At 72.6% G+C, this 16,730-nt stretch carries 12 protein-coding genes and 1 pseudogene; 6 read left to right on the top strand and 7 right to left on the bottom strand.

Going from position 1 to position 16,730, the window contains the following annotated elements:
• Window positions 1-97: 97 nt before the first annotated feature.
• The 5 genes from ACFO6V_RS03100 to ACFO6V_RS03080 all read left to right on the top strand — a co-directional run bounded on the left by ACFO6V_RS03100 (window position 98) and on the right by ACFO6V_RS03080 (window position 8,493).
• Complete coding sequence (locus ACFO6V_RS03100; RefSeq protein WP_377132066.1) at window positions 98-1,519, top strand: BadF/BadG/BcrA/BcrD ATPase family protein; 1,422 nt, start codon at window positions 98-100, stop codon at window positions 1,517-1,519.
• Between the two features lie 79 nt (window positions 1,520-1,598).
• On the top strand, window positions 1,599-2,651 hold the full coding sequence (locus tag ACFO6V_RS03095; protein ID WP_377132064.1) for a DUF4037 domain-containing protein: 1,053 nt from the start codon (window positions 1,599-1,601) through the stop codon (window positions 2,649-2,651).
• Between the two features lie 73 nt (window positions 2,652-2,724).
• Window positions 2,725-4,356, top strand: a complete 1,632-nt coding sequence (locus tag ACFO6V_RS03090; protein WP_377132062.1) for a DUF3375 domain-containing protein — start codon at window positions 2,725-2,727, stop codon at window positions 4,354-4,356.
• Window positions 4,349-5,107: a DUF4194 domain-containing protein gene (locus tag ACFO6V_RS03085; RefSeq protein ID WP_377132060.1), complete on the top strand. Its 759-nt coding sequence runs from the start codon at window positions 4,349-4,351 to the stop codon at window positions 5,105-5,107. The genes ACFO6V_RS03090 and ACFO6V_RS03085 overlap by 8 nt, the downstream gene beginning before the upstream one ends.
• Window positions 5,104-8,493 (top strand): ATP-binding protein, encoded by a 3,390-nt coding sequence (locus tag ACFO6V_RS03080; protein ID WP_377132058.1) that lies wholly within the window; start codon window positions 5,104-5,106, stop codon window positions 8,491-8,493. Before ACFO6V_RS03085 ends, ACFO6V_RS03080 begins: the two co-directional genes overlap by 4 nt.
• 23 nt (window positions 8,494-8,516) lie before the next feature.
• On the opposite strand, the gene ACFO6V_RS03075 is transcribed toward ACFO6V_RS03080, so the two are convergent.
• From ACFO6V_RS03075 to ACFO6V_RS03055, 5 genes are all read right to left on the bottom strand, one after another.
• The gene (locus ACFO6V_RS03075) at window positions 8,517-9,197 is read right to left on the bottom strand and encodes a M15 family metallopeptidase (RefSeq protein WP_377132056.1); all 681 of its coding nucleotides are present in this window, start codon (window positions 9,195-9,197) and stop codon (window positions 8,517-8,519) included.
• 146 nt (window positions 9,198-9,343) lie between these two features.
• On the bottom strand, window positions 9,344-10,450 hold the full coding sequence (locus tag ACFO6V_RS03070; RefSeq protein WP_377132149.1) for a sensor histidine kinase: 1,107 nt from the start codon (window positions 10,448-10,450) through the stop codon (window positions 9,344-9,346).
• 40 nt (window positions 10,451-10,490) lie between these two features.
• Window positions 10,491-11,171 carry a response regulator transcription factor gene (locus ACFO6V_RS03065; RefSeq protein ID WP_377132054.1) on the bottom strand — a complete coding sequence of 227 codons (681 nt, stop codon included), beginning with the start codon at window positions 11,169-11,171 and terminating at the stop codon, window positions 10,491-10,493.
• A gap of 104 nt (window positions 11,172-11,275) precedes the next feature.
• A complete protein-coding gene (locus tag ACFO6V_RS03060; RefSeq protein WP_377132052.1) occupies window positions 11,276-11,983 on the bottom strand; it encodes an SDR family oxidoreductase in 708 nt (235 codons plus the stop codon).
• Window positions 11,980-13,242: an MFS transporter gene (locus ACFO6V_RS03055; protein ID WP_377132050.1), complete on the bottom strand. Its 1,263-nt coding sequence runs from the start codon at window positions 13,240-13,242 to the stop codon at window positions 11,980-11,982. Before ACFO6V_RS03055 ends, ACFO6V_RS03060 begins: the two co-directional genes overlap by 4 nt.
• A gap of 92 nt (window positions 13,243-13,334) precedes the next feature.
• Here ACFO6V_RS03055 and ACFO6V_RS03050 point away from each other — a divergent pair, with 92 nt between their 5' ends.
• On the top strand, window positions 13,335-13,808 hold the full coding sequence (locus ACFO6V_RS03050) for a winged helix-turn-helix transcriptional regulator (RefSeq protein ID WP_377132048.1): 474 nt from the start codon (window positions 13,335-13,337) through the stop codon (window positions 13,806-13,808).
• Between the two features lie 17 nt (window positions 13,809-13,825).
• Here ACFO6V_RS03050 and ACFO6V_RS03045 read toward each other — a convergent pair.
• Window positions 13,826-14,287 (bottom strand): annotated as a pseudogene (locus ACFO6V_RS03045) (ATP-binding cassette domain-containing protein); the annotation flags it as partial.
• Between the two features lie 77 nt (window positions 14,288-14,364).
• A complete protein-coding gene (locus tag ACFO6V_RS03040) occupies window positions 14,365-16,713 on the bottom strand; it encodes a PQQ-dependent sugar dehydrogenase (RefSeq protein ID WP_377132046.1) in 2,349 nt (782 codons plus the stop codon).
• Window positions 16,714-16,730: the final 17 nt, after the last annotated feature.

Genomic DNA, 16,730 nt, shown 5'->3' with positions numbered 1-16,730 from the left:
GGACCGGGTGATATCGAGGCACTATGACCCGGTGCCGATGGTCACTGGACAACAACATAGAGCTGAGATCCCCGGAGCAGACGCCGGGGTAGCTGGTGTGGACATCGGCGGGACGGGGTCGCGCCTGCGGGTCGACAACGGACGGCCCGGCGGGGTCTACGAGCTCACGGGCCCGCCCGCGACCATCGTGAACGGGCGCTCGACGGTGCCCGACGTGGTGCGGGGCCTCTGCCGCGACTTCGCGGCCGAGTTCGGCGGGCGGCCCCGGGTCGCGGCAGCCGCCGTCGGGATGCGGGGGTTCCGGTCGCAGACGCAGTCGGGGAGCCTGGACCCGAACCGCGTGCACGACATCCTGGCCGAGGAGCTGCGCACCGACTCGACAGCGGTGTCGAGCGATGCGGTCACGGCTCACCTCGGCGCCCTCGGCCCCGGACCCGGTGCGACGCTCGCCGTCGGGACCGGCGCCGTGGCCGTGGCCTGCGACGACGTCGGCAGGTGGCACCTCGCGGACGGCATGGGGCCGCACGTGGGCGACAACGGCGGCGGCGCCTGGATCGGCCGGCGCGGGCTCGACGCCGCGGCCCGGGCGATGGACGGCCGCAAGATGGGTGCGTCACCCGGCCTGGTCCAGTCCGCCGAGAAGCACTTCGGCCGGCGCGAGCAGTGGACGACGGTCCACGACGTCTCCCTGTTCGCCGGGTTCGCGCCGCAGGTCATCCAGGCGGCGAGCCGCGGCGACGTGGCCTGCCGCGAGATCCTCGACGAGGCGGCCCGGTCCCTGGCGGACGGGCTGTGCGCGGTGCTGAGCCACCCCGGCGTCGAGCCGGTCGCGGTGACCACGGGAAAGCTCCTGATGCACGCGCCGTCGTTCCGGTCGATGGTGCTTCAGCAGCTCCTGGAGAAGCGCGCCGACGTGCGCGTGCAGCCGAGCGCCGGGCTGCCGCTCGACGGCGCGCTGAGCCTGGCCAGGATGCTGGCCGTGCACCCAGCCGTCGTCCGGGAGCACGTACCCCTGCTGGCGGTCCGGATCGGTGCCTCGGACTGGCTGGACGACTCCATCACCATGCCGCGCGTCGTGCTTCCGGTCGTCCGGCCGCAGCGGGCGGAGAGCGAGCCCAGCGCGTGGGCCGTCGAGATCCGGTCCGACTTCGAGTGGTCCGCCGACCAGCTGCTGGAGGACGTCGTGGGACCGGCCACACCCACCGCCGCCGTCGTGCCGCTGACCGGAGCGCGCCTCGTGGTCGGCCGGGCGTCGCGCAGCCGCGGCGTCGTGCCGGACATCGTGTGCGAGGACACCGGCGTGTCCCGCAGGCACTGCGAGATCAGCTGGGTCGACGGCGGCTGGAGCGTGATCGACCTCGGCTCGGCCAACGGAACGTACGTCGCCCCGCGCGGCGAACCCGTCCCGGCGGAACCGCTGCGGTCGGAGGAGCGGCGCTGGCTGTCCGACGGCGACCGCATCTACGTCGGCGGCTGGACCTGCCTGACGGCGCGGGTGGTCACCGCGAACGTGCGCTGAGCCGGAGGCAGGTCTGCTGAACCTCGTCCGTCGGCGGATTCACCTGGACCGCTCCCGGGTCTGCTCCTAGGTTGGCGGCATGTCTGGGATCGAGCTAGCCCGCGCCTACTGGGCCGACGTCGTCCGACCGATCCTCGACCGCAAGCTGCCCGATGTGCCGCGCGCGGCCGGGCGGCTCGGCACCGGCTCGGACGTGCTGGGGCTCGACGACGAGACGTCCCGTGACCACGACTGGGGGCTGCGGCTGACCCTGCTGGTCCCGGCCGACCGGATCGACGAGGCCGACCGGGTGCTGGCCGCGTCGCTCCCGGCGTCCTACCGCGGATCGCCGACGGCCTTCCCGCTCACCTCGGACATGACCGTCCGGCACCGGATCGAGATCGCGGCACCGGCGCAGTTCGTGCGGTCGCGCACCGGCCTCGACCTCGCCGGCGGAGAGATCGGAGACGAAGGCGGCCGCGAGACGAGCGCGCTGCGCATCACCGACTGGCTGTCGCTCACCGGCCAGTCGGTGCTGGAGGTCACCGCCGGGCCGGTGTTCGAGGACACGTCCGGCGAGATCACCGCGCTGCGTGACCGGCTGGCCTGGTACCCCTACGACGTGTGGCTGCACGTCCTGGCGGCGGACTGGACGCGGATCGCGCAGGAGCTGCCGTTCGTGGGCCGCACCGGGCAGCGCGGCGACGACCTCGGCTCGCGGCTCATCGCGGCGCGGCTGGTCACGGCCCTCGTCCGGCTCGGCTTCCTGCTGGAGCGGCGCTGGCCGCCCTACCCCAAGTGGGCGGGGACGCTGTTCACGCGGCTGCCCGTCGCGCCGTCGGCCGGCGGACCCTTGGCGGGGGCGCTCGCGGCGGCGACCTGGCAGGAGCGGGAAGCGGCCCTGCACGCGGCGTGCGAGGTGCTGCACGAGCGGCAGCGCGTCGTCGGCCTGCCCGCGCTGGACGGGACGGCCTGCGAGCCCTTCTATGACAGGCCCTTCACCGGGCTGCGTGACGTCGCGGGGGTGCTGCGCGCGGTGGTCACGGACCCGGAGGTGCGGGCGCTGGCGCACCGCGGGGGAGTCGAGCAGTGGGTGGACGACGTCGGGACGCTCACCGATCCCGGCGCGCGGCGGCGGCTCGCCTCGTCCTGACCGCCGACCGCGGACGACGGCCTGTGGATGGCGGGACGGTAAATGTCACCGGTCCGACGTACTCTGACCGGCGATGATTACTCGTGCAGAGAGTGCGTACCTTGGCGCGCTCCGGGCCTTCCAGGAGCCGATGCTCGACCTGCTTCACCGCAGGTACGCGCCGCTCGTCGTGTCGCTGCTGTCCCTGGTGTTCACGCCCGAGCGTCCGACGGTCCCGGTCGCGGAGGCACACACCGAGATCGGCGACGCGCTCGACCAGCTGCGGGCGCAGGGCTACGAGCTCAATGCGGACGGCACGCGCGCCATCCCGCTCGGCAGCGCGCGGGAGCTGTGCAGGCAGTGGTCCGACGTCGGCTGGCTGAAGCGCCAGATCGTCGACGGGGACGTCGAGGTCTACCAGCTCTCGGCGCATGCGGTCGGCGCGCTCGAGGTGGCCGGGCGGGCAGGCGGTGCCCGGGCGCGGGTCTCGGAGTCACGGGTCCGGACCCTCCTGGACGCCGTGGAGCGGCTGGCGCAGGACGCCGACCCCGACGTGGCGGTCCGCATGGCTCGTCTCCAGACGCAGATAGACCGGCTGCAGGCCGAGCTGCTGCGGCTCGACCGGGGCGGGGAGGTCGACCAGGTGGCCGACGAGGAGCTGCTGGAGGAGGCGGAGAACGTCCTGCACCTGGTGCGTGAGCTGCCGGCGGACTTCGCGCGCGTGGCGGAGTCGATCAAGGCGATGCAGCGGGACGTGGTGACCGCGCTGCGCCAGGACGAGCGGCCCTCGGGCGACGTGCTGCGCGAGTACCTGGAGCGCGGCGAGCAGGTGATGACGACCACGCCGGAGGGCCGGGCGTTCGCCGGGGCGCTGCGGCTGATCGGCGACCCGCAGCGGATCGACGAGCTGTCGCTCCAGCTCGACACGGTGCTGCGCCACCGCTTCACGGGGCGGCTGCCGCACCAGCAGCGCACGGAGCTGCGCGACGTCGGGCGCCGGATCGAGCAGGGTGTCGCTGAGGTCATCAAGGCTCAGCGCCAGGCGTCCCACGTCATCACCACGCAGGTGCGCAACCACGACCCGCTGCGCGACCGGCAGGTCGACGAGCTGCTGCGCGAGGTCATGATCAGCTTCCAGGCGTGGGTGCCGACGACGCGCCGCGGCCAGGAGGTGGACCCGTTGCGCAGGCTTCCGGTGGCGGACGTCGCGCACCTGCGCCAGTCGACGAGCGACCTGAGCCCGCCGCAACCCCCGGTCCCGCTGCAGGCACCGGACGACGGCGCGGACACCGACCTGGAGGACGGCGCCCGCGAGTGGGGCGGACCCCACTACGCCGAGCTGCGCGAGCACCTGGCCTCGTTCGCGGGCGGGGCCACTACTGAGGGCGGCGTAGGTCGCGCCGACCTCGCCGAGGTGTTCAGCGCCGCACCCGAGGCGATCCGGCGGCCGGTGGACCTGCTCGGCCTGCTGGAGCTCGCGGACCACCAGGGCATGACCGAGACCGACCAGGTGACGGTCGTCGAGGCGATCCGGCCGGACGGCACCCGGCGGCGGTTCGCCTTCGGCGGCGTCACGGTGCGGACGGGGCCGGACGCCGAGCAGGGCACGAACCAGAGCACGAAGCTCGATACCGAGCAGGACACGATGCAGGACACGATGCAGGACGCGATGCAGGACACCAAGCTGGACACCGAACGACGTACGAAGGACTACGCCCATGAGTGAGACCGCCGTCGAGGAACACGTCGCAGAGACCGACGGCGAGGCATTGTCCGACGGCCAGGCGGAGACCGACGGCCAGGCGGAGTCCGACGGCGGGTTCATCGAGCCGGTGCCGATGGAGGAGGATCCGGAAGGCCTCTTCGCCGGCGACTCCGGGACGCTGGACGCCGCGGTGCGCCGGGTGCTGGTGCGGCTGCTGCGGGGCAGGTTCCTCGTCGCGGACCGCAACCGTGCCCAGTGGAAGGTCCTCCTGGAGAACCAGCAGCTGATCGAGTCCCGGCTGCACGACCTGTTCATCCACCTCGTCGTGGACCACGACCGGGGGATCGCGTACAAGAAGCAGGTCCGTCCCGCCGAGCTGGACGTCCCGATCCTGCTGAAGGACGACCCGTACACCCGCGCCGAGACGCTGGTCTTGGTCCACCTGCGCACGGTCTTCCAGCGGGAGCAGGGTGCGGGGGAGTCGTCGGCCCGGGTGGACGTCGAGGAGGTCGAGCAGACGGTGCTGACGTTCTTCGACCCCGACGACAAGAACCTGGCCGCACGGCAGACGGAGATCCGCACCGCCGTCCGGCGGCTGGAGAAGGAAGGGCTCATCGAGGAGGAGTCCGAGGGCCGGTTCCGCGTCACGCCGCTGGTCGAGATAGTGCTCAGCAACGAACGGCTCGGCGAGCTCCGGGAGTGGCTGCGTACGCAGAACGAGCAGAACCAGCAGAACCAGCAGAACCAGCAGAACCAGGAGAACCAGCGATGACGATGATCGACACCCTGTTCGGGATGATCCCGGCGGCGTCGACCGGGCAGCAGTGGGTCGCGCGCGACCTCCAGCTGGTCAACTGGGGCGGCTACGACGGTCACCATCAGGTGCGCCTGGCCGCGACGGCGACCCTGCTCTCCGGCGGTTCCGGCTCCGGCAAGTCGACGCTCATGGACGCCTACATCGCGCTCCTCATGCCGCACACCACGCCGTTCAACGGCGCGTCCAACGGCAGCGTCGTCGGGCGCCCGCGCGGCAAGGACCAGCGCAACATCCTGTCCTACGCGCGCGGCAAGATCGACGAGTCCCGGACCGACGACGGCACGCGTCAGCGGGTGTTGCGGGGCGACGGCCGGGACACGTGGTCGGCGATCGCGATGACGTGGGTGGACCAGTCCGGCACGAGCTTCACCGCCGTCCGCGCCTGGTACGTCCCGTCCGCCGCGCGCACCCTCGAAGAGGTGGTCCCGCTGCGCGCCACGTGCGACGGAGCCTTCGACCTGCGCGGCCTGGAGCGGGCCGCCGCCCAGCGGCTCGCCCGTCCGGAGGTCACCGCGGCCGGGCTGACGTGCTTCGACACCGACCGCGAGTTCACGGCGCGCCTGCACTCGACGCTCGGCATCGGCGCGTCCGGCGACGGCAACAAGGCGGTGGCGCTGCTCGGCCGCATCCAGGCCGGCCAGCAGATCACCACCGTCGACGCCCTCTACAAGGCGATGGTCCTCGAAGAACCCGAGACCCTGGCCAAGGCGGACGAGGTGGTCGAGCACTTCGACAAGCTCGCCGGCACCCGTGAGCAGATGATCACGGCCCGTCAGCAGGTCAACGCGCTCTCCCCGATCCGCGGCTACCATGCGGCCATCGCGGGTGCGGTCGAGCGGCTGCGGGTCATCGACGAGATCGGTTCCTTCGCCGACGCCGCGTCGCCCGCGGCGCTGTGGCGCAACGGACGGCGGCTCGGCCTGCTGCGCGCCGTCGAGCACGACCTCCAGACCGAGCACCGCGCGGCACTGGGACGGGCCGAGGAGACCAGGGTCCGGATCACCGCGGCGAAGTCCGAGCTGGACGGCGTGCTGGAGACCCTCCGCGCGTCGGGCGGCGACCGGCTGGCTACCGCGCAGCGCGAGCTGAAGGGCGTCGACTCGCGGCTCGCCGAGGTCGAGCGCGCCCGCGGCCGGCTGGACGACGCCCTGGGTGTGCTGGAAGCGGAGGCGGGCTCGGAGGCCGAGTTCTCGGCCGTGGCGGCGCGCGCAGGGGCGACCCTGGCCGACGTCGGCACGAAGAAGGCCGCACGCGACGCGTTCGGCGAGGCGATGTCGGCGCGGAACGCCGCGCGCGCCGAGCTGGCGGAGCTCGAGGCGGAACGGTCGGCGGCCGCCGAGCGGCGCGGCAACATCCCCGACCACCTGCACCGGGCGCGCGCCACGCTGGCCGAGGCCGCCGGGCTGACCCCCGAGGACCTGCCCTTCGTGGGCGAGCTGCTGGAGGTCCGCACCGAGTTCGAGCCCTGGCGCGGGGCGTTCAACCTCGCGCTGGGCGGCTTCGCGACCAAGATGCTCATCGACTCGGCGCGTATCCAGGCCTTCCGCAAGGCGATCGACGCCGTCCCGACGTCCACCCGGATCCGGTTCGAGGGCGTGCCCACCGGGATGCGCGACGAGCTGGGTCTCGACAAGCGGACCCTTCCCGGCCGCCTCGACGTCCGCGGCGGACCCTTCGCCGGCTGGCTCAAGCACGAGCTGGCGCAGCGCTTCGCCTACGTCTGTGTGGACACCCCGGGGCAGCTGGGGCAGCACAAGATGGCGATCACCCGGTCGGGTCAGCAGTCCGAGGGCCACCGTGGTGCGCACGGCGGAAACCTCAGGTCCAACGTGCTGGGCTTCACCAACGGCCGCGCGCTGGCCGACCTCGACGAACGCATCGGCCAGGCCCGTGAACGGCTCGCCGAGGCGGAACGCCGCGTGGCGGACGCCGACGCGCGCCTCAACCGGCACGACGACGAGCTCGCCGCGTACCGCACGGTCAGCGGCCTGACCTGGGACCAGGTCGACGTCGTCGCCGTCCGGGAGGAACGGTCCCGCTGGACGCAGGTCATCCACGAGGTCACCGCGGGCAACCCCGAGATCACGCGCCTGCGGGACCAGTCCGGCACGCTCGAGAAGCAGATCGACGTCCTCAACCAGGACCTCGGCAAGACGACGGCGCGCGCCGACGCGCTGGAGGCGCGCTGGACGGCCGTCACCGACGACGTCGACGCCGCACAGCAGGCGCTCGACGACGCCGAGGCGGCCGAGGTCGCCGTCGGGCCGGAGCAGGGTGCGTACCTCGACGCGCTGTTCCGGGCCGCCGACCTCGACGCCACGAGCGGTGGTGCGGCCGCCGCCGCGGCGCTCGAGGCGTTCGACGGCGCGCTGCGGCAGGCCACCGAACGGCTCAAGGCGGACCGGGAGGCCGCGCAGACCGCACTCGGCACGGCCCGGGACGCGCTGCGCCGGACCTTCGAGAACTTCCACGAGCGCTGGCACGACCCGAACCTCGGGACCGACCCGGAGGAGTCCTTCGGCGACTACGACCGGATCCTGACGGACCTGGAGACCAGCGGGCTCCACGAGCTCGAGACGGACTGGCGCAACAGCCTCCTGCGCCTGTCCGGGAACGACCTCACCGACCTGTACCGCGCGCTGGCCGGCTCGGTCCGCGAGATCAAGGAGCGGATCGGCCCGGTCAACGACATCCTCGCGAACCTCCCCTTCGCCGACGACGAGCACCGCCTGCGGATCGACGCGCGCGACAACCAGTCCAGCGTCGTCGGTGCGTTCCGCAAGGAGCTGCGCAACCTGCGCGAGTCGCTGACCCGCGAGGCGACGGACGCCGAGCGCGAGCGGCGGTACCTGCGGATGGCCAAGGTGATCGACCGGATCAGGCGGAACGCGCCCGACTTCGCCGACCTCGTCGACGTCCGGCGGCACGTGCGGCTCAGCGCCGAGAAGGTCGACCTGGACGGCAACCACGTGGCGCACTACGACGGCATCGGCGAGAAGTCGGGCGGCGAGTCCCAGGAGCTCGTCGCGTTCATCGTCGGCGCGGCCCTGCGCTACCAGCTCGGCGACGCCGGGGCGGAGCGTCCGCGGTACGCGCCGGTGTTCCTCGACGAGGCGCTCATCAAGGCCGACGCGCGGTTCACGGGGCGGGCCGTCGGCGCCTGGCGCGGGCTCGGCTTCCAGCTCATCATCGGTGCGCCCAACGACAAGTACAGCGCCCTGGAACCGCACGTCGACCTGAAGTACATAGTCCTCAAGGACGCCTCGGGGCGGTCGCGGACGAAGGCGGTGGCGGGCGTGGCCGAGCCTGCTGGTCGGCTGGTCACCGCCGGCGCCGACTGACCGGGTTCAGCAGGAGGCAGCGGTCAGCCCGCAGCGTCCTTCAGCATCGGCGGGCAGGTGCCGCCCGGCTCGGTCAGCAGCTCGTAGTGCCAGATCTCGTTCTCGTACACCTGGCACAGCCCGTAGTCGGTGCTGTGCTGGATCATCCAGTAGTCGGCCTCGGTCGGGCCGATGTCGACGGCCTTGCCGCCGATGTGCCTGGACTCCTCGGGCGTGGCGACCTCGCGGCGGGCGGCCTCCAGGCTGCCGTGCTTCCGGACCGCCGCGTCCAGCAGCTCCTGCTGGTAGGCGGGGCTGCGCCAGCCGCTCGTGATCCAGAAGTCGATGTCGTCGGCCGCCGCGTCGGCAGCGGCCTGGCGGACGGCGTCCGCGAGCGCCGGGTCGAGGCCCGTGATCGCGGGAAGGTCGTCGTCGAGCGTCGCCGCGCCGTCGGGTATCTCGCCGCCTTCCACGCCGGTCGGGCCGGACGCGGTGCTGCCCTGGTCCAGCGCGTCGTCGACCGCCTGGACGACCGGCGAGTCGACGCGGTCGAGCAGCGGGTAGACGCCGAAGAGGGCGGCCAGCAGCACTGCCGCCACCATGAGCACTGCCGGCGTCCGGCGGACACCCGGTCGACGGCGGGCGGGGGCGCCCGCGTGCGCGGGCGGCAGCTGCGCGGGCGGGAGCGGCGCCGGCGGGAGCTGGGTGAGGTCCTGTCGAGTCATGTCCCCAGCCCATCGCGGACGACGTTGCCAGGGCGTCTCCGTTTTTCGATATGCGCGCGATATACCGGGCACATGGACGGGCACATGGACGGGCACATGAACGGGCGCTGAGACGGGCGCCGGCACGGGCACGGCAACAAGCACGGTCACACCCGCGAAGCGGCCCCCGATGCGTGCATGACGGGCAGCTGGACCCTGACCCGGAGCCCGCCGTCCGCCCGGGCGGCGAGGGCGAGGGAGCCGCCGTGCGCCGTGGCGATGCTCCGGACGATCGCCAGCCCGAGGCCGACCCCCGCGTGGTCGCCGCGCACTCGTCCGGTGCCGCGCTGGAACGGTTCGGCGAGGGTCGAGACCAGCTGCGGTGTGAGCTGCTCTCCGGTGTTCTCGACGGTGAGCGCCACCGTTCCGGCGCGGACGCTGGTGGTGACCCAGACGCTCCCGTGCCCGGGGAGGTTGTGGACTATCGCGTTGTGGACGAGGTTGGTGGTCAGCTGCAGCAGGAGCGCGTACGAGCCGAGCGCTGGGGCGACGTCGCCGGAGGTCTCGATGGTGAGGCCGTGCTTCTCCGCCAGGGGCAGGAGGGTCTCCGTGGCTTCCTCCGCGATGAGGGACAGGTCCACGGGCTCCCGGGTGAAGGACCCCTGGTCGGCGCGGCTGAGCACGAGCAGCGCCTCCGTCAGGTCGATCGCCCGCGTGTTGACGTACCGGAGGCGGTCGATCAGCTCGTCGGCGTCGCGCGCCGGATCGTTGCCGGCGACCTCAAGAAGGGTTTGGGTGATCGCCAGCGGGGTGCGCAGCTCGTGGGAGGCGTTGGCGGCGAACCTCTGCTGTTCGGCGATGTGCGCCTCGAGCCGCGCCAGCATGGCGTCGAACGTGTCGGCCAGCTCGCGGAACTCGTCCTGGCGGCCCTCGAGCCGGATCGGGTGGGGGAGCGAACCGGTCGTGCGGCGGGCGGCGTGGGTGATGCGGCGCAGCGGGCTGAGCATGCGGCCGGCGAGGACCCACCCGCCCAGGAGCCCGAGCACCAGCAGCAACGCCAGCGCCGCCGTCGCCCGGGGGAAGAAGGCGCGCGCCAGGTCGCCCTGGTTGGGGATGAACGTCGATCCGAGCCCGCCGGGCGCGGAGCTCCCGGGGGTGTAGGTCTGCTCGGGAACGTAGCGCAGCAGGAACACCCACACGACGGCGAGCAGCAGGACGCCGGTGACCATGAGGAACCCGGCATAGCTGAGGGTGAGCTTGAGGCGGACGCTCATCCCGGGCGCCCTGGTGATGGGCTGCGCGTCCACGGGCCGCTCATCCATGGTCAGCGCCAGGTCCGGTGTCGATGCGGTAGCCGACCCCGGGCACCGTGGCGATGATCCAGGGTTCGCCGAGCCGCTTGCGCAGCGCCGAGACGGTGATCCGCACCGCGTTGGTGAACGGGTCGGCGTTCTCGTCCCAGGCCCGCTCCAGCAGCTCCTCGGCGCTGACGACGCCGCCCTCCGCGGCGACGAGCACCTCCAGGACCGCGAACTGCTTCCTGGTCAGCGCGACGTAGCGGCCGTCCCGGTAGACCTCGCGGCGGAACGGGTCCAGCCGGAGCCCCGCCAGCTCGCTGACCGGAGGCCTGGTGTGCCCGCGCCTGCGGTCGAGCGCCCGCAGCCGCAGCACGAGCTCGCGGAGCTCGAACGGCTTGGTGAGGTAGTCGTCGGCGCCGAGCTCGAACCCCGAGGCCTTGTCGTCGATCCGGTCGGCGGCGGTCAGCATCAGGATCGGGATGCCGCTGCCGGAGGCGACGATGTGCCTGGCGACCTCGTCACCGGACGGGCCGGGGATGTCGCGGTCGAGAACCGCGAGGTCGTAGGAGTTGACGCCGAGCAGCGCCAGGGCGGAGTCGCCGTCGCCGGCGATGTCGGCGGCGATGGCCTCCAGCCGCAGTCCGTCCCGGACGGCCTCGGCGAGGTAGGGCTCGTCCTCCACGATCAGCACGCGCATACCGGCAGCCTAGGTCGTGGGCGCCGTACGCGGCCGGGCGAGCCCGACGCCGTCGCGCCGAGGGCGCTGACGGCGTCGGGCGAGAAGCCTCCCCGCAGTACGTCCTAGCCGGCCGCCTGCAGCTGCGGGTACAGCCCAGACAGCGGACCGGACAGCGCCTGCTTGACCTGGCGGCTCGTGTCGTCCGCGAGGACCTCGGGCTCGCCGGCCTCCAGCCCGTCGTAGATCGCCGCGACGATGTCGCGCGGGTCCTCCTTCGGCACGTCGAGGGCGGCGATCATCGGCGTGTCCGTGTAGCCGAGGTGGGCGCCCAGCAGGTGGGTCTTCTGGTCCAGCAGCTCCACGCGCAGCGCGTTGCTGAACGACCAGAAGGCGGCCTTCGTCGCCGAGTAGGTGCCGACGCCGAGCCAGCTGAGCGCGGAGTGCACGTTGATGACGGCGCCGCCGTCGTTCCGGGCCAGGACCGGCGCGAACGCCTGGGTCACCGCGAGCTGCGCGAACACGTTCGTCTCGAACACCGAGCGGACGGCGTCCAGCGGCGTGCTCAGCACCGGCTGCCCGGAGTCGGAGATGCCCGCGTTGTTGATCAGGACCGTCGTGTCGGCGGCCTGCTCGGCCACGGCGGCCACCGAATCGGGGGAGTTGATGTCGAGGGCGAGCGGTACGACGCGCTCGTCGGACCACTCCCGCGGCGTGCGGGCGGTGGCGTAGACCTTGGCGGCGCCGCGCTGGAGGGCCTCGGCGACGAATGCGCGGCCGAGGCCGCCGTTCGCGCCGGTGACCAGGACCACTGCGTTCTTGAGGGTAGTCATCGTGACGAGCTCGCTTCCATGAGGTTGTCGTGCGAGGTGGGTAGGGAGGAGACGGGTAGGGCGGGGACCACATCGGGCGCGGACGCCCGGGAGCGGACAGCGAGGAGGGCCGCGAGCGTGAGCGCGACGACCGTCGCGCTGCCCGCGACCAGCGCGCTCTGCAGGTCGACGGCGGTGCCCAGGGCGCCCACTCCGAGCGCGACCACCGCCTGGACGAGGTAGGCGACCAGGTAGGCCGACGACGTCGTCGCGGCCCGGTGCTCGGCCGGCGCGCTCTGCGTGACGAGCGTGATGCCGCCGGAGAAGAGGAGGCTGTAGCCGGCGCCGCCGACCAGCGAGTACAGGACGAGGAACGGCATCGAGTGAGTGGCTCCTGCGGTGATCATCAGCGCCTGCCCGGCCACCGCGGCGAGTGCGCCGAGGCGGAGCGCCGTGGCGGCCCTGAGCCTTCCTGCGAGGAGTGCGACGACGCCGATCGCCGCGGCGGAGATCGCCAGCACCACGCCGTTGACGAAGGCGTCGTCGGAGCGCACGGTGTCGCGCGCGAACTGGGCGCCGACGCCGAGGAAGATCGCGCCGAGCGCATAGGCGGCGGACACACCGAACGTTCCCGCCAGGAACGGCATCCGACGTTGTGGCACGGCCAGCCGGCGCGGGCGCCACCGGCCCGCGGTGGTGCGTGCGCCGCCGGACAGGGAGCCGGGCAGGAACCAGACGGCGAGCACCGCGACGACGACGCCCGCGAGCAGGACGCCGTAGGCGGAGTGCAGCGGGCTGGGCCCGAACTGCACCGTCGCGCCGCCGACGAGCAGGGCCGTGATGATGCCCACCGAGCTCGCCCCGGCGGTGATGGCGCCGGTGCGGTCGCGGACGCCGTCGCGCCCCGCGGACGCGATGACGCTCGTCGCGGGGCCGAGGCTGAGCCCCACCCCGACGCCCATGAGCGCGCGGCCGGTGAGCAGCAGCGCCAGGTTCGGCGCGAGCAGGAAGGTGAGGGCGCCGAGCCCCAGGAAGCCGAGGCCGGCGAGGATCGCGTTCCGGCTGCCCACCGTCTCCGCGAACCCGCCGAGCAGGAGCAGCGTGCCGATCAGCGCGACGGGGTAGGCGGCGAACACCGTGGTCGTGACGGCGGTCGTCAGGTGCCACTCGGCCGCGTACGCCGGGTAGACGAGCGTCGGCGCGGCCGAGGCCCAGAGTGCGAGGGCCACGGCTGATGCCGCGGCCCAGCGACTGCCCCGCGGCGCCCAGGTGAAGGCCATGGGAGCTCCCGTCTGAGTTGGAGTCTGAGTTGGGAATGCCAACCTAGCAAGGCTAAGTTTGAATCGGCAACTCAGGTTGGTAAGATGTGGGCATGAGCACAACGCCCCGCGAACGAAATGCCCGCTGCTCCGTGGCCCGGAGCCTGGAGGTGCTGGGGGAGAAGTGGACGCTGCTCGTCGTCCGGGAGGCCTTCTTCGGGGTGACGCGGTTCGCGGACTTCCGCGCGCGGCTGGGGGTCGCTCCCGACGTGCTGACCGCCCGGCTGGAGACTCTGGTCGAGGGCGGGGTGCTGACGCGCCGGCCGTACCGGGACGAGGGGCAGCGGCAGCGCGAGGAGTACGTGCTCACCGAGGCGGGGGCGGAGCTCAAGACCGTCCTGGCGGCGTTCGTCGCGTGGGGCGACGTGCACCGGCCCTCGGGTTTCGGGCCGTCGATCGCCTACGTCGACCGGGAGACGGAGGCGCCCGTGCGCCTCGCCTTCGTGGCCGACGACGGGCGGGAGCTCGCGCCGGAGGACGTCGACGTCGTGGCCGGGCCGGGGGCGCTGGTGGCCACCGCTGGTTGAGCTTGGCGAGCCTCCGGTCAGCCCGCCTGGGTGGTGTGCAGGGTCGCGTAGCGGCCGCCGCGCGCGACGAGCTGGTCGTGCGTTCCCTGCTCCACGATCCGGCCGTGCTCCAGCACGACTATCCGGTCGGCCTGGCGGATCGTCGACAGGCGGTGGGCGACCACCAGCGCGCGGGCGATCGCTATGCGCTGCCGCTGCCCGCCCGAGAGCCGGGCACCGCGTTCGCCGACGACGGTGTCCCATCCCTGTGGCTGGGCCTGGACGAAGTCCAGGGCGTTGGCGTCCCGCAGTGCGGCGCGGACGACGTCGTCCGACGCGTCCGGGAGACCGTAGGTGACGTTCTCGCGGATGGTGCCCTCGAACAGCACCGACTGCTGCGGCACCACCGAGACGTGCCGACGCACCGTGCGCAGGTCGAGCTCCTGCGCGTCGACGCCGTCGACCAGCACCTGGCCCGACGTCGGGCGGATGAAGCCCACCCCCTTGAGTGCTGGATATTTGTGGCTCCAGGAGCGGAAATCCCACAAATAGCCAGCACTCAACGGTGCCCGTGTGGCTAGCGGGTCATCAGGTTGTACTGGGCTGTCACCTCGCGGGGGGTGATCGCGCGGTCCAGGAGCTGGATGGTGTCCATCGTGCAGTTGCAGGGGTTCCGCTCCTGCGTGTCCTGCGGGAAGCTGCCGCCGATCTTGATCCCGCGGGGCGTCGTCGCCGAGGCGCCGGAACCGTCCACCTGCCACGGGTCGCCGTCGTCCACGTAGAAGCCCGGGACGCGCTCGCCGTTGCGGTACAGGGCCATTCGCCCGGTCGTGTAGTCGAACGTCGCGGCCAGGTGCACCCACTCGTCCTGCGGCAGGAGGATGCGCCAGTCCTCGTGCGCGGCGAAGGTCTGCGACTCGCCGCCGTCGAGCCGCCGGCCGAGCGCGACGAGCCGCAGCTCGCCGTCCACCTCGATGATCTCCAGGAGGGCGCGCACGGCGTGCCCGTCGGAGTCGCCGCTCAGCACGCCCGCCAGGCCGACGGCGCCGTACAGGTCGTCGGGGTCGGCAGTGGTGGTGTTCGGGCTCGGGTTCTGGCCGGTCATCCGGACCCAGCCCATCACCGTCATCCCGTCCACGCCGCTCAGGGCCGACAGGGTGTCCACCCCGTCGGCGTCGTACACGCCCGCCTTCCAGTCGTCGTTGCCCGCCGCCAGCGGGTCCACCTGGCCGAGCTGTATCGAGTTGTTGCTCCCCGGGTAGGCGCCGTCGGCGACGCGCATCTCCTCGCCGCCGTTGATGAGGTTCAGGTACGTGCGGGACGCGCCGCGGTCGATCTCCACCGCGCCGTCCTGCTGGAACGGGTGCTCGAAGTCGTAGAAGCTCACCACGTTCCCTCTCAGGGAGCGGGGGACCTCCTGCGGCACCGGAGCGCGCACCGTGTCGACGACCTTCCAGATCTTCCCGTTCGCCTTGGCTATCAGGTACAGGTCGCCCGCCCTGTCGCGGCCCATCCGCAGGTCGGCCCGCTCGTCGCCCGTGAAGTCGGGCATCCGCTTGCGCGTGCCGTCGGTGTCGTAGAGCGCGAGCTCGTACATCTGCGCCTCGGGGCCGCCGCGCCGCATCCGCGACTCCTCGGCGTAGAACACCCGCCCCTCGACCAGGTCCGTGAACAGGTACTTGCCGCTCAGCGCCGGCAGGTCGCGCCCGCGGTAGACGAACCCGCCGCTGATCGCGTAGCCGCTGTCCGACGTGCACGGCCAGCCGGGCGGCGGGTCGTGGTCGTAGGCGACGACCGGATACGTGAAGCCGAGGTCGGCGTCGTTCTCCGGGAGCGGGTAGAGGTTGCAGCGGTCGGCCGGGTCGAAGACGTACTTCCCCTCGCGGTCGCCCCAGCCGAAGTTGTCGCCGGCCTGGACGTCGTAGACCGCCTCGATCGCGTGCTCGCCGATATGGCCGAGGAACATGCGCGGCTCACCCCGCCGGCCCTGGTCCCAGCTGAACCGGTGCGGGTCGCGCATGCCGACGGCGTAGATCTCGCCCAGCGCGCCGGCCGTCCCCACGAACGGGTTCGACGGCGGGATGCCGTACGTCCCGCCCGGCCCGTCGGTGCCCGCCGGGTCGATGCGGAGGATCTTGCCCGCCGGCGTCCCCATGTCCTGCGGGATACCCGTGCCCACGCCCCGGCCGCCGTCGCCCACGGCGAGGTAGAGCAGGCCGTAGTCCTCGCTGCCGGGCCGCGCCGTCGGGTTGAAGTCGATCTGCTGGATCGCGTGGACCTGCCCCGCGAAGCCGAGGCGCAGCACCTCGCGACTCGTCCCCGAGAACGTGTCGGACGCCGGGTCGTCGGCCACCCACTCGGTCACCACCGAGTGCAGGAAGGTGGGAGTCTGCGGCGGGTAGGTGGTGGGGTCGGACGGCGGCCCCGCGTTGCCCGGACGCTCGGTGTGCACCGTGTAGAACGTGCCGTTGTCCTCGAAGTCCGGATGGAACGTCGCGAACCCGAACCCGCTGCCCATGCCGCGTCCCGAGAAGAACTCCGGCGCGAACTCGGCCGCCACGTCCAGGTAGACCTGCGGCTCGCCGTCCTCCACGAAGTACAGCGGGCCGTTCAGGTCGGGCACATAGGTGCGGCCCGAACCGTCGGGCAGCTCGCCCAGGCCGTTGATCCGTGCGTGCCGCATGAGGCGGCGGTCGATCGGGGCGGGGATCGGCTCGGTCTTGGGGAACTGGGCGTACTCCTGAAGGACCAGGCCCAGCGTGGACTGGATCTCCTCGGGGGCCGGGTCGGTGATCGGGCCCGGTTCGGCCGCCGCGGTCGCCGTCGTCATGGACGCCGTGGTCAGCCCGGCCAGCGCGGTAGCGGTGATCGCCATCGCGGCCGCGGCCGACCGCCATCGTCTCCTGCTCGTGGTGCCTCTGCTCATGGTGCCTCCTGAATGTC

The organism is Promicromonospora alba (genome assembly GCF_042654905.1).
GTDB lineage: Bacteria > Actinomycetota > Actinomycetes > Actinomycetales > Cellulomonadaceae > Promicromonospora > Promicromonospora alba.
Note: the sequence above shows the minus strand (reverse complement) of the source record. Positions and strands in the feature narration are given on the sequence as shown.